The sequence below is a fragment of the Acetobacterium sp. K1/6 genome, from assembly GCF_034438075.1.
GTDB lineage: Bacteria > Bacillota > Clostridia > Eubacteriales > Eubacteriaceae > Acetobacterium > Acetobacterium carbinolicum.
In genome coordinates this window covers 1-22,896 of sequence record NZ_JAXQGA010000028.1, presented here as the reverse complement: position 1 = coordinate 22,896, position 22,896 = coordinate 1, and the positions used below count along the sequence as shown (strand labels likewise).

Annotated in this window: 18 protein-coding genes; 16 read left to right on the top strand and 2 right to left on the bottom strand. The window is 44.0% G+C overall.

Translation table 11 applies throughout. The annotated features are described in order from the left end of the window. The first annotated feature begins 410 nt into the window (after positions 1–410). From U2P91_RS16515 to U2P91_RS16505, 3 genes are all read left to right on the top strand, one after another. Positions 411–1,388 carry a YbgA family protein gene (locus U2P91_RS16515; RefSeq protein ID WP_111889104.1) on the top strand — a complete coding sequence of 326 codons (978 nt, stop codon included), beginning with the start codon at positions 411–413 and terminating at the stop codon, positions 1,386–1,388. A 61-nt stretch (positions 1,389–1,449) separates the two neighbouring features. Continuing rightward, positions 1,450–1,605: a hypothetical protein gene (locus tag U2P91_RS16510; protein WP_322520047.1), complete on the top strand. Its 156-nt coding sequence runs from the start codon at positions 1,450–1,452 to the stop codon at positions 1,603–1,605. Between the two features lie 33 nt (positions 1,606–1,638). Beyond that, positions 1,639–2,979: a cellulase family glycosylhydrolase gene (locus U2P91_RS16505; protein WP_322520046.1), complete on the top strand. Its 1,341-nt coding sequence runs from the start codon at positions 1,639–1,641 to the stop codon at positions 2,977–2,979. A 77-nt stretch (positions 2,980–3,056) separates the two neighbouring features. Here the strand turns inward: U2P91_RS16505 and U2P91_RS16500 are convergent, their stop codons facing one another. After that, the gene (locus tag U2P91_RS16500; RefSeq protein WP_322520045.1) at positions 3,057–3,830 is read right to left on the bottom strand and encodes a triose-phosphate isomerase; all 774 of its coding nucleotides are present in this window, start codon (positions 3,828–3,830) and stop codon (positions 3,057–3,059) included. A gap of 7 nt (positions 3,831–3,837) precedes the next feature. Further along, complete coding sequence (locus U2P91_RS16495) at positions 3,838–4,287, bottom strand: RpiB/LacA/LacB family sugar-phosphate isomerase (RefSeq protein ID WP_111889107.1); 450 nt, start codon at positions 4,285–4,287, stop codon at positions 3,838–3,840. 211 nt (positions 4,288–4,498) lie between these two features. On the opposite strand from U2P91_RS16495, the gene U2P91_RS16490 reads away from it, so the two are divergent. The 13 genes from U2P91_RS16490 (at position 4,499) to fusA (ending at position 22,782) form a co-directional block, all read left to right on the top strand. Next, positions 4,499–6,523, top strand: coding sequence for a sigma 54-interacting transcriptional regulator (locus tag U2P91_RS16490; RefSeq protein WP_111889108.1), 2,025 nt, complete (start codon positions 4,499–4,501; stop codon positions 6,521–6,523). A gap of 79 nt (positions 6,524–6,602) precedes the next feature. Beyond that, positions 6,603–7,001 carry a dihydroxyacetone kinase phosphoryl donor subunit DhaM gene (dhaM, locus tag U2P91_RS16485; protein WP_111889109.1) on the top strand — a complete coding sequence of 133 codons (399 nt, stop codon included), beginning with the start codon at positions 6,603–6,605 and terminating at the stop codon, positions 6,999–7,001. Positions 7,002–7,153: 152 nt separating this feature from the next. After that, entirely contained in the window at positions 7,154–8,161 is a 1,008-nt protein-coding gene (locus U2P91_RS16480; RefSeq protein WP_111889110.1) for a dihydroxyacetone kinase subunit DhaK, read from the top strand. Between the two features lie 87 nt (positions 8,162–8,248). Further along, positions 8,249–8,890: a dihydroxyacetone kinase subunit DhaL gene (dhaL, locus tag U2P91_RS16475; protein WP_111889111.1), complete on the top strand. Its 642-nt coding sequence runs from the start codon at positions 8,249–8,251 to the stop codon at positions 8,888–8,890. Positions 8,891–9,137: 247 nt separating this feature from the next. Next, positions 9,138–9,941 carry an amino acid ABC transporter substrate-binding protein gene (locus U2P91_RS16470; protein WP_111889112.1) on the top strand — a complete coding sequence of 268 codons (804 nt, stop codon included), beginning with the start codon at positions 9,138–9,140 and terminating at the stop codon, positions 9,939–9,941. Between the two features lie 97 nt (positions 9,942–10,038). Then, entirely contained in the window at positions 10,039–10,701 is a 663-nt protein-coding gene (locus U2P91_RS16465; protein ID WP_111889113.1) for an amino acid ABC transporter permease, read from the top strand. 9 nt (positions 10,702–10,710) lie between these two features. Beyond that, positions 10,711–11,505, top strand: coding sequence for an amino acid ABC transporter ATP-binding protein (locus U2P91_RS16460; protein WP_111889114.1), 795 nt, complete (start codon positions 10,711–10,713; stop codon positions 11,503–11,505). A gap of 391 nt (positions 11,506–11,896) precedes the next feature. Continuing rightward, positions 11,897–15,559, top strand: coding sequence for a DNA-directed RNA polymerase subunit beta (locus tag U2P91_RS16455; protein ID WP_322520048.1), 3,663 nt, complete (start codon positions 11,897–11,899; stop codon positions 15,557–15,559). Positions 15,560–15,592: 33 nt separating this feature from the next. Beyond that, positions 15,593–19,267: a DNA-directed RNA polymerase subunit beta' gene (rpoC, locus tag U2P91_RS16450; protein ID WP_111889115.1), complete on the top strand. Its 3,675-nt coding sequence runs from the start codon at positions 15,593–15,595 to the stop codon at positions 19,265–19,267. 81 nt (positions 19,268–19,348) lie between these two features. After that, positions 19,349–19,588, top strand: coding sequence for a L7Ae/L30e/S12e/Gadd45 family ribosomal protein (locus U2P91_RS16445; protein WP_111889116.1), 240 nt, complete (start codon positions 19,349–19,351; stop codon positions 19,586–19,588). A gap of 103 nt (positions 19,589–19,691) precedes the next feature. Continuing rightward, positions 19,692–20,066 carry a 30S ribosomal protein S12 gene (rpsL, locus tag U2P91_RS16440; protein ID WP_111889117.1) on the top strand — a complete coding sequence of 125 codons (375 nt, stop codon included), beginning with the start codon at positions 19,692–19,694 and terminating at the stop codon, positions 20,064–20,066. A gap of 140 nt (positions 20,067–20,206) precedes the next feature. Beyond that, positions 20,207–20,677: a 30S ribosomal protein S7 gene (rpsG, locus tag U2P91_RS16435; RefSeq protein WP_111889118.1), complete on the top strand. Its 471-nt coding sequence runs from the start codon at positions 20,207–20,209 to the stop codon at positions 20,675–20,677. A 32-nt stretch (positions 20,678–20,709) separates the two neighbouring features. Beyond that, the gene (gene fusA, locus U2P91_RS16430; RefSeq protein ID WP_111889119.1) at positions 20,710–22,782 is read left to right on the top strand and encodes an elongation factor G; all 2,073 of its coding nucleotides are present in this window, start codon (positions 20,710–20,712) and stop codon (positions 22,780–22,782) included. Positions 22,783–22,896 lie beyond the last annotated feature (114 nt).

Sequence of the window (22,896 nt, the reverse complement as noted above, 5' to 3'; positions counted from 1 at the left end):
TCACCTCCAGTTTTGTGATAAGGTGATTTTAGCAGAATTTATTCTGTTTGGGTAGGTGGGTTGTACTTGACGCTTACGATTAAGGGATCAGTGGGATCGATCCCCAGTTTATAAAAAGATTAAAATGTTCTTAATTACGGCCCTGAATAATCCAATGTCGCATTGTGATCAGTCGATTCACGTTTGACCTGATTCCAATCGGGAGCAACAAGGTGTTTTTAAACTTTGCATGATTAGTTTTAAACTATTATACTTCATTAAATGATAGAATTTCAACATTAAAGTTGAGTAATGATGAGAAGAAATCAAGGCATTGCCTGGGAAAGCACACAGTAAACCGCGGTATTATGATTGAACGTCGTCACAACGGGGTAGTAACAATGTATGATCAATAAAATGAGGAGGCCGAAATGGATAAAAATTTAAAGCCCCGGGTGATTGTCAGTAAATGTATCGGTTTTGATGCCTGTCGTTATAACGGGCAGACTCTTCCGGATAAGTTTGTTGAAAAACTCAAAGACTATGTGGAGTATTACCCGGTCTGTGCAGAGGTGGAAATTGGCTTGGGGGTTCCCCGAAATCCGATTCGGCTGGTGTTAGAAGAGGGCGAGACGGTTTTATATCAGCCCGCTACCGATACCGAATATACCCAGGAGATGATTGATTTCAGTGAGTCTTATTTTGATAAGATTCCGGAAGTGGATGGTTTTATCTTAAAAGGGCGATCGCCTTCCTGTGGTACCAAGGATGTTAAGGTCTATCTGGGCAAAACCAAGGTCGCCGGTTCGGTTAAAGGACAGGGCATCTTTGCGGCCCAGGCCTTTAAACACTATCCCCATGGGGCCATTGAAGAAGAGGGGCGCTTGACAAATTTCAGAATACGGGAGCATTTTCTGACGAAATTGTATACCATGTGCAGCTTTCGTCAGGTGCAAAAAATCGGAACCATGGCGGCTTTGGTTGAATTTCAGGCCAATAATAAATATTTGCTGATGGCTTATAGTCAAAAAGAGCAAAAAGTGTTAGGGCGGATTGTGGCAAACCACGAAAAATTAGCGACGAATCTGGTGATTGGCAGTTATAAAGAGGGCTTAGCCAGAGCCTTTTTTAGGATTCCCCGGTATCGGAATTACATCAATGTGATGATGCACATCTTTGGCTATTTTTCGGACTCCCTTTCAAGCGGCGAAAAGACCTTTATTCTGGACAGTTTTGACAAATACCGTAGCGGTAAAATTCCTTTAAGTGTTCCCCTTAATGTGCTTAAAACTTATGTAATTCGCTATAATGACGGTTATCTGCTGGATCAGACCATTTGGGCGCCCTTTCCAGAAGAACTGATGGATATCACTGATTCAGGAAAAATGGAGGACCTGGTAGGCCCTTGACCAGCCGAACGATATGAAACGTCCCCGCGTCATGGAAGGACGCGTAAAAAAGGAGAAAAAAATGATGATAAGCGAAAAACAAGGTAAAACCATGAGAAGGATATTTTTAGTTAGTCTGATTTTTGCATTGATCGCCATTTTAATGCCGGCCTCTGTTTTTGGTGCTGGTTCAGATGAGGCATCAGCGCTTGGGGTGGCTTATCGTGGGCATGTATAAGATTATGGGGACTATCCCACGGACGGAACCTGGGTGAGTGAAGCAAAAAATCTGGGGACCACCGGTGAAGGCAAACGGATTGAAGGGTTTTGGATCAAGCTGGTCGGAACTGATCAATTGCCTGCTGGTGCCAGTATTCGATACAATGTCCATGTGCAAAACCAGGGCTGGCTCTCAGACACCGGTTTAGACACCGCCATCAATTGGATTGGAGACGGCGGCTTTGCTGGATCACAGGGAAAAGGCCAACGGGTTGAAGCCATTCAAATTATCCTGGTGGGCGAAGATGGTAAGCAATTACCCGGTTATACGGTCAGTTACAGTGTTCACGGACAGGATTATGGGTGGTCCCAAGGTTGGAAAAAAGACGGCGAAGTTGCCGGGGTCACGGGTCAGTCAAAACGGTTGGAATCGATTCGCATTAAAATTGAACGTGAAGGTGCGTCGACCGGAACACCGGTTGATGAGCATGGCAAATTATCAGTGGTCGGAACACAGCTCACCGACGAAAGCGGTCTTCCTTTTCAGATAAAAGGGGTTTCAACCCATGGTCTTTCCTGGTTTCCGGAATATGTTAATGCCGATGCCTTCCAAACCATGCGCGACGATTGGGGCATTAATGCAGTTCGACTGGCCATGTATACCGAAGGCTACAATGGCTATTGTGTGGGGGATGACAATAATCGGGCGCTGCTAAAAGAACGGGTGATCAATGGCGTTAATCTGGCGACGGATTTAGGCTTATACGTAATCATCGATTGGCATATTCTCAGTGACGGAAATCCGCTAACCCATCAGGCTGAGGCGATCGCTTTTTTTGACGAGATGGCAGCGCAATTTAAAAATAATAACAACGTAATTTATGAAATCTGCAACGAACCGAATGGTGGAACTACATGGAGTCAGATCAAACAATACGCTGAAACGGTGATTCCGGTGATCAAATCGCATAATCAGGACGCGATTGTGATTGTCGGCACACCAACCTGGTCCCAGGATGTGGATCAGGCTGCTGCCAACCCTATTTTGGGCTATTCCAATCTGATGTACGCCCTCCATTTTTATGCAGACACCCATCGGGACAGTCTTCGCAATAAGATGAGTGCCGCTATTGACAAGGGACTCCCCATCTTTGTCAGCGAATACGGTATTTGTGATTCCTCGGGAAGTGGCCCAATCAACGAAGGTGAAGCCAATCTGTGGATGGATCGATTAAACCAGTATGGTGTTAGTCATATCGCCTGGAATTTATCTAATAAAAACGAAACCTCGGCACTGATCCGCAGCGATATCAATAAAACTGGCAGTTGGCTGGAATCTGAACTTTCGATCTCAGGACAATGGCTGGTAAAAATGCTCGAAAAAACGCAATAAAAGCAGTTAACGGAATCAAAAAAGAGAGAGCTCACTCTCGTGAGATCTCTCCTAAGCTTCCGGTTATTCAGATGTGATTATTTTACCACGTTACCAACCAAAACCATAAGCTCTTCAAATAGATCGGGCTCCCAGGCGCTGCGGCCAATGAATAAGCCATCGACATTTTCAAGACGAGCGTAGTCGCCGGCATTGTTTTTATTGACGCTACCGCCAAATAGAAGCGGAATCTCTTGACCGATGGTGCCGTACAGGTCAATCAGAACGGTTCTTAAGAAATTATGGATTTCTTCAACATAGGACGTTTCCGCCGGGATCCCATTGACACCAATGGCCCAGACCGGTTCATAAGCAATCCAGAAATTAGAAATAGCATTAGCGGGCATATCCTTTAAGGCGATTTTTAATTGTTTAGCCAGCATTTCCTTAGATACCCCATAGTTTTTATCTGCCAGCTGTTCGCCAATGCAAATCAGTGGGATGAAGCCGTGTTTTAATGCGGCCAGGGCTTTCTGGTTGACGGCTTCATCGGTTTCGTTGAAATATTGTCGTCGTTCACTATGACCCAGCTCAATCACATCCAAACCGATTTCTTTTAGCATCACCGGGGAAATCTCGCCCGTAAATTGGCCAAAGTCTTCTTGATGCATGTTTTGGGCGCCCAGCTTCAGGGGGCTTTTTTGGGCATCAATAGTCTCTTTAATTTTCCAGAGGTGGGTATAGGAAGGGATGATAAAAAACTCAAACTGTGGATACTTCTCAATGATTGGCATTAGATTATTGGTGTATTGAATGCTTTCAGTCAGGGTTTTGTTCATCTTCCAATTCGTTCCCAGCAAAAACTTATTCATAAGTGACCTACTTCAGATAAGTTTTTTCAAGGCTACGCATCGTTTCAACTTTTTTAGTCGATCCGCCGCCCTGAAAATCACTTTTAAGCCATGCCTCGGCTACCATTTTAGCCAGCTCGGTGCCAATTACCCGGGCCCCCATCGTTAACACGTTGGCATCGTTGCTTTTAGCCAGTCGTTCGGCTGAATAAACATCGTGGCAGGTACCGGCAAAAACTCCGGGTACCTTATTGGCCATCATGGCAACGCCAAGTCCGGTGCCGCAAAAGATAAAACCCCGGTCATATTCCTTGTTTTTAATTGTTTCGGCCAGGTTAAAGGCAATTTCCGGATAATCGCAATCGTGGGTTGCAGAATACGTCAAATCAGTGATGTCGTAACCGGCTTTCTTTAAATAATTATAAATCTCGTCTTTAAAGTCAATGGCAGCATCGTCACAGTCAACAGCAATTTTCATGGCATGATCCTCCTGGATATTTAATTTTGGATATTTATTTTTAATTGTGTAAAAATAAGTTTTTTTAAGGTATTCTGGTAATGTATACGGTATCATTATTACACAGGTTTTCGGGTTTGTAAAGTATATATTCATCCGCTCCACGAAGAAATTAAGTAAAAATAGTTTGGAGAGATGTTGCCATGAGAGATAAACACAATGAGGAGAGGTTATGGAAAAAGCGCAAAGAATTATTATCAAGAATAAAAATGGTCTTCATACTCGAGTGGCTGCCATGGTCGCCAGACAGTCTCAAAAAATCGAAAAGATCTGGGACTGTCAGTTATATCTGAGACGGGTTAATGCGATTGATGGCGTGCCATGTAATTCGGTATTGCCTTTGGTATCCCTGAAAGTAAAGAACGGTGAAATGGTTGAAGTTTATAGTTCGAGTTCGGGAAGTGAGGAGGCTGTTTTTAAACTGGGGTCTTTTTTAAGCCAGACGGCGGAGTTGGAAGTGCCGGATACGGAAGCCATTGACAGCATCCTGCAGGAGAATACCCTGGCCAGTGAGAAGATTTTTGAGAGCATTAATAATGGCCTTATCGCCATGGACAGCAACGGGATCATTAACATCTTCAACCGCGCAGCAGAAGAAATTACTGGCATCAAAGCCGCGGATATTATTGGGAAAAAAGCCGATGAATGGGTGCCAGATTTTAATTTGAACAATTTACTCGCTTCAAAAAGAGAAAATCTTGGTTTAAAGCATAAAATTGGTAAAAAGTGGGTAATCACAAATAAGAGTCCTATTATTGTGGATGACGAGGTCATGGGTGGCGTTGTCGTTTTTCAGGACATCTCCCAGATTGAAGAGTTATCCTGGGAGCTTCATTCTGTTAAAGAATTAAAAGAAAAGCTCAATAATATCCTTGAAACCGTGGATGATGGGATCTGCATGATTAATCATCTTCGCGAAGTGACTTATGTCAATCATCCCTTTGTGAAGATGTTTAGAAAAGAAGGAACCCAGGTTTTATCCCGGAAAATACAGGATCTGTTTCCCAAAGAAAAATTCGGCGAGACTTTTTTTTCAGGGAAGGGCGAGTTGATTATCACCAATAAAGACAACCGCGAATTTATTATGACCGCCCGGCCAATTATTATTGAGAACAAGTTTCGTGGCAATGTGATTGTGGCCAGAGAGCTGACTGAGATTGCCAAGCTGGCTGACCGAATTGAGCTACTCTCTGAAAAAACCCGATTTCTTCAGGATGAACTGGCCAAAAAAGAAGCATTGAATTCTTCTTTTGACAATATTATTGGCAAAAGTGGGGCCTTGATTGAAAGCTTGACGGTGGCATCTAAGGCGGCTAGAACCGATGCAACAGTACTGATTCGAGGGGAAAGCGGCACCGGCAAAGAACTGGTGGCCCGGGCTATTCACCGGGCGGGGTCTCGAAGCAAAAAGCCCTTTGTGGGGATGAATTGCGCTGCTATCCCCTCAAACTTACTGGAAAGTGAACTCTTTGGTTATGAAAAAGGAGCCTTTACCGGTGCTTACAAGGAAAAAAGAGGGAAATTTGAAATTGCCAGCGGCGGAACTATTTTTCTTGATGAAATCGGCGACATGGACAAAGCGATGCAGGCCAAACTGCTGCGGGTGCTTCAGGAACAGGAGATTGAACGTATCGGTGGGGCCCATCCGATAAAAATTGATGTGCGGGTGATTGCCGCGACCAACAGTCCATTAGAAGAGATGATGAAAGAGGGCAGTTTCCGGCGGGATCTTTATTACCGGCTAAATGTCATTACCGTGATGCTGCCGCCACTACGCCAGCGTAAAGGCGATATTCCTTTGCTGGTGGAATGCTTTACTGAAAAAATCAGTAAAAAATATGATTTGCCTAATTGTGCCATTACCAAAACGGCTTTAAGCGCTTTGGAACAGTATCATTTTCCGGGAAATGTTCGGGAATTGGAAAATATGATAGAGGGTGGAATGACCCTGTCAAATACGGATTGGATTACCCTGGATGATTTGCCGGGTTATTTATGCGATGAAATGGGTTCGGTGGCGGCACTAAAAACCATACAATCATGGGATGGGGATAATCTCCCCACATTTGCCGAGATGGAGCGGGAGTTGATTGCCAGAGCCCTGGAGAAACACGGCAGTTATCGTCAGGCTGGTTTGGCATTGGGACTGGATCATAAGACCATTTCAGCCAAAGTCCGGAAATATCAACTCGATTAGTCTTTAACGTCTTGACAGTTGGCACGAATATTGCGATCATATAAGATCAGGTAACACAGAAAAGAGTGGGAGGAAGCGAATGACAGGTGTAATTATCGTATCGCACAGTGAGAAGTTGGCCGAGGGACTAAGAGACATCGTTATGGAAATGAACGATGGCAGTGTCGAAGTAATAGCTGCCGGTGGAGCTGACGATGGTCGGATTGGTACCAATACAACAAAGATAAAAAATGCCATCGAAGCCCTGGCCAAACGGGACCAGATCCTGATTTTTGTGGATTTGGGATCGGCCGTGATCTGTAGTGAAACCGCCATTGAATTATTGGAGGATGAAGAACTTGAGAAAAAGGTGCACATTGTCGATGCACCGTTGGTTGAAGGGGTTATCGGTGGGGTGATTCAGGCCACCATTTGCAATGATCTGGAAAAAATTATTGCTACCGCCAAAGAAGGTGCAAGCCTGAAAAAGGTTCATTAACAGGCCTATTGATTGGGAAATTTTCCCCAAACGGGGAAAAAATACCCATTATATAGAAAAAGTAATTTGTAATTGGCTTTATGAGTGGATTTCACTCTGGCATGGTTCTTGCGTTAGGTAAACGTATACAAAAATAATTTCAGGAGGAAGAAATGAAACGATTAATCAATGATCCCTATGATGTAGTTGAAGAAATGTTGGAAGGCTATGTGGCTGCCCACAAAGATCATGTGGTTCTGGATCCGGCATCTGAAGCCCAGGGTCGGGTAGTTGTCAGCAAAACAGCGAAACAAAAAGACAAGGTTGGGGTGATCATCGGCGGCGGATCTGGACATGAACCCTTATTCCTGGGATATGTGGGAAAAGGATTTGCAGATGCGGCAGTTATAGGAAATATTAATACCTCACCATCTCCAGACCCCTGTTATGCTTCGGTAAAAGCAGTGGATACTGGCAAAGGTTGCATCTATCTTTATGGAAACTATGCCGGCGATGTGATGAATTTTGATATGGGTGCTGAGAAAGCTGACGAAGAAGACAGCATCCGAGTCGAAACCGTGCTTGTTACCGATGATGTCATTTCTTCTGAAAATATTGAAGATCGTCGCGGGATCGCTGGAGATTTCTTCGTTTTTAAAGCTGCCGGAGCAAAAGCTGAAATGGGCGGCGATTTGGATGCAGTTGTGGCAGCGGCAAAAAAATGCAACGATGTCACCCGGACCATGGGTGTGGCCATGTCCTCAGCGACGCTGCCGTCAAAAGGCGGTCCTATTTTTGAAATGGAAGATGGCGATATGGAAATCGGTATGGGTATTCATGGCGAACCAGGGGTACGACGTGGCAAAATTGAGCCTGCGGACAAGGTCATCGACCAGATCATGGCACCGATTCTTGCGGATCTTCCCTACGAAAGCGGTGATGAAGTTTATGTTCTGGTCAACAGCCTGGGTGCGACACCACTGATGGATTTACATATCTGTTTCCGTCGGGTTGCCGAGATTTTGGCAGAAAAAGGCATTACGGTTTATAAATCACTAATTGGTTCCTTTGCCTCATCGATGGATATGGCGGGTATGTCGGTGACCCTGGTAAAATTGGACGACGAAATGAAAGAGCTCCTCGATTATCCCTGTGATACCCCTTATTTTAAACAGTTTTAGTTACCAAAGAAAATAACAAAGATAGCAAAAACTAATCGGGTTGATGGGAAACCATCAGCCCTTTAATTCATTGTCAGGAGAAACGTTATGAGCGATTATATTTTAAATAAAGACTATTTTATTGAGGTGATCGATGACCTCATTGTTTTGGCGGAAGAAAAGAAGGATTATTTTTCGGAGTTAGATTCAGCCATCGGCGACGGCGACCATGGTATGAATATGAGTATCGGTTTTCGGGAAGTCAGTAAAAATTTGGACTCCTGGAAAGGCGAAGACATCAACACGCTTTTCAAAAATGTGGGGACGGCCTTGTTGGATAAGGTTGGTGGAGCATCGGGTCCGCTTTATGGTGGCTTTTTTTCAAAATTTGGCGTGCCGGCCAAGGGCAAAGAAGAAGTGAACTTTGACGAATTCATCGAAATGATGGAGGCTGGGGTTGCCATTATCGAAAAACGGGGAAAAGCAGTCGTTGGCGACAAAACCATGGTTGACACCTTGAGGCCAGCGGTAAATGCACTAAGAGTCGCGTACGTTGAAGAAAAAATGGCACCTAAAGATGCCATGAAAAAAGCCCTGGAAGTGGGTTCTGCCGGCTCCGATTCAACGATCCCGATCATTGCCAAAAAAGGTCGGGCGATGCGTTTAGGCGAACGGGCTATCGGTCATCGTGATCCAGGATCAGCCTCCAGTGCCGCTATTCTTGAGATTTTCTATAAACGGATGCCGTAACTAAAGAATTGCGATAAAGCGACAAAATGATGTCCGCACATGACAGCGAGCATGTCACACCGGGGTTTCCGGTAGTTATAGCTTGAAGGTGCGGACTTTTTTTAGGCGATATAAGGGTTGGAATAAAGTCGTCGTGACAGACGGGAGAGCATAAATTTTGGTATAAAATGATGCAAAGGACTAGCAATGCACAGTGATAAAGTGTATAATAGGCTCAGATTATATTAGGAAAAGAGGACAAAAAGGAATGAAAAAAAGAAGTATATTTGGTCTGATGCTTGTTGTTGTTCTGGTCGCTGGTTTATTCGCAGGATGCAGCAGTAACACTGCAAAAACAGAAACCAACGCCAATAATGACGATAAAACCTTTGTTGTTGGTTTGGATGATTCCTTTCCACCAATGGGTTTTAGAGATGATAAGAACGAAATTGTTGGTTTTGATGTGGATTTAGCCAAAGAAGTTGGAAAACGGATGGGAATGGAAGTAGAACTTCAACCGATTAACTGGGACACAAAAGAGCTGGAACTGGATTCCGGTAATATCGATGTGATCTGGAACGGTTTAACCATAACCGATGAACGAAAAAATGCCATGGACTTTACCGTCCCCTACCTGGAAAACGATCAGGTTATTGTGGTGAAAAAAGACTCGGCAATTAAGACCAAAGCTGATCTGGCTGGAAAAAACATCGGCGTCCAAAAAGGTTCTTCAGCCTATGATGCTTTCACTGCTGACCCAATCAGCAAGGAGGCCGCAGCCTTAAATGAATATCCTGAAAATGTATCCGCCCTCAGCGATTTGTCAATCGGCCGTGTGGATGCAGTCATTGTTGACTCGATTGTGGCCCGCTACTACATTACCTCTGAAAGTGCGGAATTTGTTATTTTAAGCGAAAGCTTATCGCCAGAACTATATGGTGTTGGGATCAAAAAAGGCAATACCGAATTATTGACCCAGATCCAGGATGCCATGGATGCGATGGTTGCCGACGGAACGGCAGCTACCATCTCAACGAAATGGTTTGGTGAAGACATCATTTACAAACCATAACTTAAGAAAACAACCAGTTTCTAGAAATCGGATAGTTTCTATCCGATTTTTTTATGACTTTTACGATTAATATCATTTCATTCCTCAGGAGATTAAAATGCCAGAATTTTTTATCTATTTATCAAATATTACCATACCGATGTTGCAGGGGATGGTGATTACCCTCAGTGTTTTTGCTGTCACCATTGTCTGTTCGATCCCACTGGGTTTTTTGTTTACCTTATTGGCACGCAGCAAGGTGAAATTGGTTAAGTCATTTGCGAAGGGTTATATTTATGTGGTCCGCGGAACCCCTTTGTTGCTACAAATCATGTTTGTTTATTTTGGTCTGCCGCTACTACCGGTGGTGGGGAAGCATCTTGTTTTTGGTCGCTTTATGGCAGCTTGTATTGCCTTTTGCATGAATTATGCGGCTTATTTTGCCGAAATATTCCGGGGTGGTTTACTGGCTATTGACAAAGGTCAGTATGAAGCGGCCAAAGTCTTAGGCCTCACAAAAATAGAAACCATGATCCGGGTGGTGATTCCCCAGATGATTCGGGTCTGTTTGCCAGCGGTTAGTAATGAAACCATAACCCTGGTAAAAGATACGGCGCTGGTCACCGTTATCGGGGTGGCGGAGATTTTGCATTATGCCAAAACGGCCGTTAATCGCGACAGCGATACCTTTGCCTTTTTTGTAGCAGCGGTTTTATACCTGTTGATTAATTTTGTGATTACATTGGTATTTAAACGGCTTGAAACCAAATATGAGTTTTAGAGGAAGCATATGGAAATTATAAAAGTCAATCAACTTAATAAAAGTTTTGGAGACAATCATGTCTTAAAAGATATCTCGTTTGAAGTGAAGAAGGGCGATGTGATGGCCATCATCGGATCATCGGGATCGGGGAAATCGACCCTGCTCCGGTGCCTGATCGATTTAGAAAAGGCTGACAGCGGTGATATCATTATGGAAGGTAAACCGTTGTTAAAGGATGGCGTTTACCCCAGCCCCCCAGAGATTCGGGCGATTATCATGAAAATGGGAATGGTTTTTCAGCATTTTAATCTGTTTCCTCATCTCACCGTTCGTCAAAATCTGGAGTTGGCGCCCAAGGTGGTCAAAAAAGAAGAAGCAGTAGCAATGAACCAGCGCTGTGAAGCTTATCTAAATAAGGTCGGCTTGCTGGAACGGATTGATGCCATGCCATCGACTTTGTCCGGGGGCGAAAAGCAACGGGTGGCCATTGCCCGGGCGCTAATGATGAATCCCGATATTTTGCTCTTTGATGAGCCCACATCAGCGCTCGATCCGGAACTGACTGGTGAGGTGCTGAGTGTCATGCAAAGCCTAGCCAATGAGCACATGACCATGGTGGTGGTAACCCACGAGATGAGTTTTGCCCGGGAAGTTGCCAACAAGGTTGTCTTTATGGACTCGGGAACGATCCTTGAAGAAGGCTCGCCGGAAGACATCTTCATCCACCCTAAAGAAAAAAGAACGCAAGAATTTTTAAGTAGCGTTTTGAGAGATCAGAAAAAGAAGGTTCCTAAAAAATACCGGCTAAAAAAGTATTGCTGAGTAAAAACCGCAGGGCGAAAGAATAATTTATCAAAGATAAAGAAAGCCTTCCCAGATGATCTGGGAAGGCTTTTAAGATACAAAATAGGCTTGACAAGTTGGAAATTTTATGATAGTATTTAAAATTGCATTGGTATCTTTAAAAACAAGATTATAATGCATCCTTGACGTCAATTTTTGGGCGATCAACGAATCATTTGCGACTCGGTCATGTTAAACTGATCAAAGGGGAAACCGATTAGAGTCGGTAAATATGAAATTGATTACGGTCTAATAATAACACAAGGTGAGATGAAACACAACAGGCAAATTTGGGGTACTCCTAGGCGATACAAGTCGATATGGATAGTCCGTTGCTGAGTATTTTTGCGAGGGGTGATATTGGATGGTAATGTTGCATCCTGAAAAAGATGGTTTAAGAACACGCCAAAGCTTTTCTAAAATCAAAGAAGTTATTGAAATGCCGAACCTGATTGAGGTTCAGAAAGATTCATACAACTGGTTTATTGAAAAAGGACTCCAAGAGGTTTTTGACGATATTGATAAAATCGAAGACTACACTGGAAATCTGGTTTTAGAATTTGTGGATTATTCCATAGAGGGAAAACCGAAGTATTCAGTGGAGGAGTGTAAAGAGAGGGATCAAACCTACTTTATACCGTTAAAAGTAACAGTTCGTTTAATAAATAAGGAAAAAAATGAAGTTAAAGAGCAAAAGGTCTATATGGCCGATTTGCATAAAATGACCGATACCGGAACCTTCATTGTCAATGGAGCGGAACGGGTTATTGTCAGCCAGCTGGTCAGGTCACCAGGGGCATATTTTTCCTTGAGTCGTGATAAACTGGGTAAGAAATTATTTTCAGCCCAGGTTATTCCTAACCGTGGTGCCTGGTTGGAATACGAAACGGATTCCAATGACATCATGTACGTTAAAATTGACCGGACCCGTAAATTACCGATCACAGCGCTGATTCGCGCACTGGGTCTGGGAACCAATCAGGAAATTCTTGATTTTTACGGTGATGATTACCGACTCATCGAAACCATTAAAAAAGATGAAAATAATAATATGAAATCGACCCGGGATGGTCTAATCGAGATTTATAAACGATTGCGTCCGGGCGAACCACCAACTGTGGAAAGTGCTCAATCCCTGCTTAATTCGATGTTTTTTGACGATCGTCGCTATGACCTGGCCAAGGTCGGCCGTCATAAATACAATAAAAAACTATCACTGTCAACCCGGATTGCCGGCCAGCGAGCGGCGAATACTGTGGTAAACCCGGAAACCGGTGAAGTCTATGTTGAAGAAGGCGAAATCATCACAAACGATGTCGCCATTGATATTCAGAACACCGGGATCAACGTCGTTGACGTAAAAGTGGAAGACAAAATTGTCCGTGTCATCGGAAACGGTTTTGTCGACATTAGTGCCCAGGATCTGGCTTTTGACATCAGTGATTTGGATATCACCGAAAATGTCTGCTACGAAGTGCTAAAAGAGATCTTAGAATCGGATGCAACCGACGAGGAAAAGAAAAAATCGATTAAAAAGCGAATGGATGAGCTGGTACCGAAGCATGTACTGATTTCAGATCTTCACGCCTCCATCTCTTATATTATTGGTCTGGACTATGATATCGGCGCCATTGATGATATTGACCATTTAGGCAATCGTCGTCTGCGTTCGGTTGGCGAACTGTTGCAAAATCAGTTCCGCATCGGGTTATCGCGAATGGAACGGGTTGTTCGAGAACGAATGTCGGTTCAGGACGACGAAATATTAACCCCTCAGGGCTTAATTAACACCCGCCCGGTCAATGCTGCCTTAAAAGAATTCTTTGGTAGCTCGCAATTGTCACAATTTATGGATCAGACCAATCCGTTGGCTGAATTAACCCATAAACGACGTTTATCAGCATTGGGACCCGGCGGATTAAGCCGTGAGCGAGCCGGGTTTGAGGTTCGCGATGTTCATCATAGCCATTACGGCCGGATGTGTCCAATTGAGACCCCGGAAGGTCCGAACATCGGACTAATCGGTTCGCTTAGTACCTATGCCCGGGTTAATGAGTATGGCTTTATTGAAGCACCCTACCGGAAAGTACATAATGGCGTTGTTTCGGAAGAAATTCATTATCTGGCGGCGGATGAAGAAGGTCGCTATACCATTGCCCAGGCCAATGAGCCGCTGGATGACAATAATCGTTTTGCTCGTAAACAAGTTACCGGTCGAGCCGGCAGCAAACGTGATTTTGTATTAATTCCACCGGATCGGGTTGACTACATGGATATTTCACCAAAGCAAATCGTTTCGGTGGCGACATCGCTGATTCCCTTCCTTGAAAATGATGATGCTAACCGGGCCCTGATGGGCGCCAACATGCAACGTCAGGCGGTACCACTGCTGATTCCCAAAGCGCCGGTAATCGGTACGGGAATGGAGCATAAGGCGGCCAAGGATTCCGGAGTCTGTGTCATTGCCAGAAATGCTGGAACGGTAGAACGGGTGGAAGCTGCGGCAGTCCATATTCGTACCGATAACGGCGAGTTGGATAAATATACCCTGCTAAAATTCAAACGCTCCAATCAGGGCACCTGTATGAATCATAAACCTTTGGTCAACAAAGGGCAATACGTACAGGCGGGAGAAATCATTGCCGATGGTCCGTCCACTGAAATGGGCGAACTGGCTCTGGGTCGTAACATTCTGATGGGTTTTATGACCTGGGAAGGTTACAACTACGAGGATGCGATCCTGATTAATGAAAAATTACTTAAAGAAGATGTTTTCACATCGATTCATATTGAAGAATTTGAAGCCGAAGCCCGAGAAACCAAGCTGGGACCGGAAGAAATCACTCGGGATATTCCCAATGTCAGTGAAGATGCGTTGAAGAACCTGGACGAACGCGGGATTATCTTTGTCGGTGCTGAGGTTAAATCCGATGATATCCTGGTTGGAAAAGTCACACCTAAGGGTGAAACGGATCTATCGGCAGAAGAAAAACTGCTGCGTGCCATTTTTGGTGAAAAAGCCCGGGAAATCCGGGATACATCCCTAAAAGTTCCCCATGGAGAATCCGGAATTGTCCTGGATGTTAAGGTCTTCTCGCGGGAAAATAAAGATGAAGATTTAAAACCGGGGGTTAATACTCTGGTGCGGGTTCTGATTGCAGTTAAACGTAAGATCTCCGTCGGCGATAAAATGGCTGGTCGTCATGGAAATAAAGGGGTAATTTCCCGAATCCTTCCCGAAGAAGATATGCCCTTTATGCCGGATGGAACGGCCCTTCAGATTGTACTTAATCCTTTGGGGGTTCCTTCGCGAATGAACATTGGTCAGGTTTTAGAAGTCCATCTGGGACTGGCGATGCGAACCATTGGCTGGCATATTGCGACCCCGGTTTTTGATCCCGCCAATGAAGATGACATCATGGAATTACTGGGTCAGGCGGGTTTGCCGGAAGATGGTAAGATTCAACTTTATGACGGACGCAGCGGCGAGCCCTTTGATAATAAGGTCACCGTTGGTTATATGTATATTCTTAAACTTCACCATTTGGTTGATGATAAAATGCATGCTCGTTCAACCGGGCCATACTCCTTAGTGACGCAGCAGCCGTTGGGTGGTAAAGCTCAATTTGGTGGCCAGCGTTTCGGAGAAATGGAAGTTTGGGCCTTAGAAGCCTACGGTGCCGCCCATACCCTGCAGGAAATTTTGACGATCAAGTCAGATGACGTGGTCGGCCGGGTTAAAGCCTACGAATCGATTGTTAAAGGCGAGAATATTCCCAAGCCGGGGATACCGGAATCGTTTAAGGTTCTGATGAAAGAATTCCAGAGTTTAGGTCTGGATGTGAACATCTTAAATGATCAGGAAATGATTAAGGTTCTTGATGATGAGATGGATGAGCGGGATCCCCTGGAAGAATTGGCCATTGAAATTGGCAGCACCGAAATTTCCGAAGCTGGAGATGACGTGAAATTGGAAGATAGCTTCCAGATTAAGAGCATTGATGATGACGAAGACGACGACTTATTTCAGTAACAATAAATTTATAAAAGAAGGGAGCGAAGCCATTTGTTAAACGAGGAATTCACCTTCAAATCCTTACAAATCGGATTGGCCTCACCTGAAAAAATCAGAGAGTGGTCACGTGGAGAAGTTAAAAAACCGGAAACGATTAATTATAGAACCCTGAAACCAGAAAAAGAGGGTCTGTTTTGTGAAAAGATTTTCGGACCTCAGAAAGACTGGGAATGTAATTGTGGTAAATACAAGCGTATTCGCCATAAGGGCATTGTCTGTGAAAACTGTGGGGTTGAAGTAACCAAGGCTAAGGTTAGACGTGAGCGGATGGGGCATATTGAATTGGCCTCTCCGGTTTCGCATATCTGGTATTTTAAAGGAATCCCCAGTCGAATGGGGCTGATCCTTGAAATGTCGCCGAGAAATCTGGAAAAAATAATTTACTTTGCCGCTTATGTGGTCACTGATCCGGGCGAGAGCAATTTTGATTTCAAACAAATCCTGACTGAGGCCGAATATAAAGAAGCAAAAGGTCAATTTGGCAATAAATTTACCGCCAGCATTGGTGCTGAAGCGATTCAGGAACTGTTAAAATTGGTTGACCTGGATCAGGAATCAGCAGTGCTCAAAGAAGAACTCAAAGGCAGTTCGGGTCAGAAAAAAATCCGGATAGCCCGACGACTAGAAGCGGTAGAAGCATTCAGAAATTCCACCAATCGTCCAGAATGGATGATTTTAGAAACGATTCCGGTTATTCCGCCAGAATTGCGGCCAATGGTACAGCTCGATGGGGGACGTTTTGCCACCTCAGATTTAAATGATTTATATCGACGGGTGATTAATCGAAATAACCGTTTGCTTAAATTGCTGGAACTGGATGCACCCGATATCATCGTTCAAAATGAAAAACGGATGCTTCAGGAAGCGGTTGATGCCTTGATTGACAATGGTCGACGCGGCCGCGCCGTTACCGGGCCGGGTAACCGCCCCTTTAAATCCCTGAGTGATATGTTAAAAGGTAAACAGGGACGCTTCCGTCAGAACCTTTTAGGAAAACGGGTTGACTACTCTGGCCGTTCGGTTATCGTTGTCGGACCAGAACTGAAAATGTATCAATGTGGACTCCCGAAAGAGATGGCGATTGAACTCTTTAAGCCCTTTGTGATGCGTGAATTGGTGGGACGAAATCTGTCCCAAAATATTAAAAGTGCCAAAAAGATGGTCGAAAAACTGGATCCCATGGTTTGGGATGTGCTGGAAGATGTTATTCAGGAACATCCGGTGCTGTTAAACCGTGCTCCGACCCTTCATCGACTGGGTATTCAGGCTTTTGAGCCGATTCTGGTTGAAGGTAAGGCGATTAAGCTCCATCCTCTGGTTTGTACGGCTTACAATGCCGACTTTGATGGCGATCAGATGGCTGTCCATGTGCCTTTGTCGGTTGAAGCTCAGGCGGAAGCGCGTTTCCTGATGCTGGCTTCCAATAATATCCTTAAACCACAGGATGGTACAGCGGTTGTTGCGCCCACCCAGGATATGATTTTAGGGACCTACTATATGACCATTTATAAAACAGATGGTAAAGGAACGGGTAGTGTCTTTAGAGATCTGGATGAAATGGAAATGGCTTACTTTAACAAGGATGTTGATCTTCATTCCCTGGTTAAGGTTCGGATAGTTAAAGAAATTGACGGTGAAATGATGACCCGTCTGGTTGATGGCACCGTTGGACGATTTATTTTCAATACCATTATTCCCCAAAATTTAGGTTTTGTTAAACGGGAAACCATTGAAGAAAAATTTGCCTTAGAAGTTGACCGGCAGGTTAATAAGAAAGTGTTATCGGAAATTGTTGAACGCTGCTATAAAACCTATGGGCCCACTAAAACATCTGAAGTACTCGACGAAATCAAGCGCTTAGGTTTTAAATTTTCGACCAGAGGCGCCATTACCGTTGGAGTCAGCGATATGGAAGTTCCAAAGAACAAAGAGGAAATCCTATCCCGGGCCGACGACAAGATTACCGAAAACATGACGCTTTATCGGCAAGGTTTTATCAGTGATGAAGAACGTTACAATAACGTTGTTGAGATCTGGAACAAAGCGACTGACGAGGTTACCGATGCTCTGCTTAATCACCTTGAAGCGCTCAATCCGATTAACATGATGGCGGATTCCGGGGCCCGAGGTAGTAAGAACCAGATTCGGCAGTTAGCTGGGATGCGTGGTCTGATGGCCAACCCAAGTGGTCGCATCATCGAATTGCCGATCCGATCAAACTTCCGTGAAGGACTAAATGTACTGGAGTTCTTCTCCTCCACTCATGGGGCCCGAAAAGGGTTGGCGGATACCGCTCTGCGTACCGCCGACTCGGGTTACTTGACACGGCGTCTGGTTGATGTCAGCCAGGATGTGATTGTCCGAGAAGATGATTGCGGCACCACGCGGGGTTATGAAGTATCTACCATAAATGATCACGGCGAAATTATTGAGACCCTGCAGGAACGACTGGTTGGTCGCTATGCCTTTGAAGATGTGATCGATCCGAAGACTGGTGAAGTATTAGCTCCCGGTGGTGAGATCATTTCAACGGAAATGGCTCAGGCGATTGATAAAGCCGGAATTGAAAAAGTACTCATTCGGGCGGCCTTTAATTGTCAATCAAAATATGGTGTCTGTAAGACCTGTTATGGAGTGGATTTAACCACCTGGCGACCGGTTGAAATCGGTGAAGCGGTTGGTATTATTGCGGCCCAGTCCATCGGTGAACCGGGTACCCAGCTGACCATGCGTACCTTCCATACTGGTGGGGTGGCCTCGGCTGACGATATCACTCAGGGTCTTCCCCGTATTGAAGAGCTTTTTGAAGCCCGAAAACCAAAAGGCCAGGCGATTATTTCAGAAATCGACGGTCGTGTGGAAATACAGGATACCCAGAAAAAAACTGAAGCAGTAGTTACCGGCGCTGATGGTGATATGAAGGTCTATCTCATTCCTTATGGCTCACGACTTCGGGTTCATACCGGCGATCAGGTTATTGCCGGGGATGAAATAACCGAAGGTTCCATTAACCCCAGTGATATTTTAAGGATTCAGGGCATTGACCATGTTCAACAATACTTGCTTCAGGAAGTACAGAAAGTTTACCGAATGCAAGGGGTGCACATTGGCGATAAGCATTTGGAGGTCATTATCCGTCAAATGCTTAGAAAAGTTAAAATCGAAAACCCTGGTGATACGGCATTATTGGCCGGCAGCCTGGTTGATATTTTTAATTTTGAAGATGAAAACACGGCTGCCCGGGAAGCTGGAGCAGAAGAAGCTACCGCCAGTCGGGAACTGCTGGGAATCACCAAAGCTTCTTTGGCGACTGACTCGTTCTTATCCGCAGCATCCTTCCAGGAAACCACCCGCGTTCTTACCGACGCCGCCATTAAAGGCAAGGTTGATCCACTGATTGGACTCAAAGAAAATGTTATTATCGGACAATTGGTGCCTGCTGGTACCGGCGTGAAGATGTATGGTGACATTGATTTGGTCTATGAACGGGAAGAAGAAGATGTATATGAAGATATGATCGAAGAAGAGACCGTCACTGAATCACTGGATATTGTCTTTGATGATGATATTTTAAACGCCTATGTTGAAGAAGAACAGGAAGAAACAGAAGATGCGATCATTACTGATTTGGACATCTTTGACCTGGATTTCTTAACGAAAGAATAATTCTTGACATTTAAGACACAAACATGTATAGTTATTAGGTGTGTTTAGAGAAAAACCACAAACAGCAAGAAGGAGGATCCGATGAATCAATTTGTTGATGTTTCAAAAGTGATTGGAATGAAGCAAACTCTTAAGGCTGTGAAAGAAGGCAACGCAATCAAAGTTATTTTGGCAGAAGATACCGATGAAAAGATCAAAAAAAGCATTGTAGAATGCTGTGATCAGTATCAGATCGCACTCGAACGGGTTGAAACCAAGGTTGGACTCGGAAAAGCCGGTGGGATTGATCGGGCAGCAGCCGTGATTGCCATTATCAAATAAAACGAATCGGGGTTGCCTTTAACGCAGCCCTGGTTCCATCAAAAGTCATTAATAGTCGTTTCGATTATTGATATATTTTTATTAAAAGGAGGTGCAGGACTAAATGCCTACAATTAATCAGCTTGTAAAAAATGGAAGAAAACGCATGGAAGAAAAAACAAAAACCCCAGCGTTGAAAGCAAACCCTCAAAAAAGAGGCGTATGTACAGCAGTTAGAACATCCACACCAAAGAAACCAAACTCAGCGCTTAGAAAAATCGCCAGAGTTCGTCTCGTTAACGGAATGGAAGTAACAGCCTATATTCCCGGTGTTGGCCACAACTTACAAGAACATAGTATTGTTCTTATTAAGGGTGGACGTGTCAAGGATTTACCAGGGGTACGTTATAAAATTATCCGTGGTGCGCTTGATACCGCTGGTGTTGATGCTCGTAGACAAGCTCGATCCAAATATGGGGCCAAAAAGCCTAAAAAGTAGTAGTGCATAGTGCTGCATATTCAAGCGCTCGTATAAATCGATCGAGACCAAATATATGTTAGAGACGCTATACGCACAACAACGAAATGTTGGATGTCGAGTACCGATGAACATAAAAAAATGTTAAGGAGGGAAGTAAAGTGCCTAGAAAAGGACCTGTTCCAAAAAGAGAAGTTTTACCTGATCCTATTTACGGAGATATTGTTGTAACGAAGTTAGTCAACAATATCATGTTAGATGGGAAAAAAGGTGTTGCCCAAAAAATCGTTTACGATGCATTTGAAAAAGTTAATGAAAAAACTGGCAAAGATGCCCTGGAAGCATTCCAGGAAGCTTTAGCTAATATCACACCTGTACTGGAAGTTAAAGCACGCCGAGTTGGTGGTGCAACCTACCAGGTACCAATGGAAATCAGAACTGAACGTAAACAAGCTTTAGGGCTTCGTTGGTTAGTTACTTATTCCAGAAAAAGATCTGAAAAAACCATGAAAGATCGTTTAGCTGGAGAAATTATGGATGCACTCAATAACAGTGGTGCCGCCGTTAAGAAAAAAGATGATACCCACGCTATGGCTGAAGCCAATAAAGCTTTTGCACATTATCGTTGGTAATCCATGTATAGAAATAAGAGAGGAAAGCATCTGTGTCAAGAGAATATAGTTTAGATAAAACAAGAAATATAGGTATTATGGCACATATTGATGCAGGAAAAACGACTACCACCGAAAGAATTCTGTTCTATTCCGGGAAAATCCATAAAATTGGAGAAACCCATGATGGGGTTTCCCAAATGGACTGGATGGAACAAGAACAAGAAAGAGGTATTACCATTACCTCGGCAGCAACCACGTGTTTTTGGAATAACAACCGTATCAATATCATTGATACACCAGGCCACGTTGATTTTACCGTAGAAGTTGAGCGATCTTTGAGAGTTCTTGATGGAGCGGTTGCTGTATTTTGTGCAAAAGGTGGCGTTGAGCCTCAATCAGAAACAGTTTGGCGACAAGCCGATAAATATCATGTTCCCAGAATGGCTTATATCAATAAAATGGACATTACCGGAGCGGACTTTTATAATGTACTGAAGATGATGGAGGATCGTTTAAGCACGAATCCTGTTCCAATTCAATTACCTATTGGCAAAGAAAGTGACTTTGTGGGGATCATCGATCTCCTGATTATGAAAGCCATAATTTATAAAGATGATTTGGGCGAAGAAATTGAAATCATCGATATTCCTGAAGACATGCGTGAGCTGGCTGACGAGTATCGTGAAAAAATAATTGAGTCGATCTCTGATTATGACGAAAGCATCATGGAAAAATTCCTTGAAGGCGAAGAAGTTGGTCTTGATGAATTAAAAGCAGCGATTCGACTGGCGACTTTGAATGTTGATATTATTCCCGTTGTTTGTGGTTCATCTTATAAAAACAAAGGTGTTCAATTAGTGTTGGATGCAATTGTTGACTACATGCCTTGCCCATTGGATGTTCCGGCGATCACTGGGATCAATCCAGATACCGAAGAAGAAGACAGCCGAAAAGCAAGCGATGATGAACCATTTTCAGCACTCGCTTTTAAAATCATGACCGATCCATTTGTTGGAAAGCTGGCATTCTTCCGTGTATATTCCGGAAGTATCGAATCTGGTTCTTATGTTTTCAACTCCTCTAAGGGAAAAAGAGAACGTCTTGGCCGAATTCTGCAAATGCATGCTAACCACCGTGAAGAGATTACCACTGTTTATACCGGTGATATCGCTGCCGCGGTTGGTTTAAAAGATACTTCAACAGGGGATACCTTGTGTTCAGACAAGGCGCCCATTATTCTTGAGTCGATGGAATTCCCGGAACCGGTAATCCATGTCGCCATAGAACCAAAAACAAAGGCCGGCCAGGAAAAAATGAGTACCGCTTTAGCAAAACTGGCTGAAGAAGATCCTACGTTCAGAACGCGTACCGATGAAGAAACGGGTCAAACCATTATCTCAGGAATGGGTGAGCTTCACCTTGACATTATCGTTGACCGAATGCTTCGTGAATTTAAAGTGGAAGCCAATGTTGGGGCACCTCAGGTGGCCTACAAAGAATCCATTACCAAAGCAGTTGATGCTGAGGGTAAATTTGCCCGTCAATCGGGTGGTCGTGGTCAATATGGTCACTGTCTTATCCGGATGGAACCAGTTGAACCGGGAACCGGATATATCTTCGAAAACAAGACCGTTGGAGGATCGATTCCAAAAGAATTCATCAACCCAATTAATCAGGGGATTGAAGAAGCCATGCGTAATGGTGTTTTAGCTGGATATCCTGTACTCGATCTTAAGGTTATCGTATATGATGGTTCTTACCATGATGTGGATTCATCAGAAATGGCCTTTAAGGTTGCCGGGTCGATGGCGTTTAAAAACGGTATGAGAAAAGCCGATCCGGTTATCTTAGAACCAGTATTTAAACTTGAAGTCGTCATTCCAGAAGAATACATGGGCGATGTCATGGGCGATATCAGCTCGCGACGTGGTCGTGTTGAGGGTATGGAAATGCGTGGTGGTGCACAGATCATTAAAGGGATGGTGCCACTGTCAGAAATGTTTGGATATGCAACAACACTAAGAAGTAAAACTCAGGGCCGTGGTGTTTACACCATGCAGTTCTCACACTATGAAGCAGTTCCTAAATTTATTTCAGAAGAAATAATTGAAGGACGTAAATAATAGCAAAGCTATAAAATAAATTTTAAGGAGAAGAACAAATGGCAAAGTCAAAATTTGAAAGAAATAAGCCCCATGTAAATGTTGGAACAATTGGTCACGTCGATCATGGTAAAA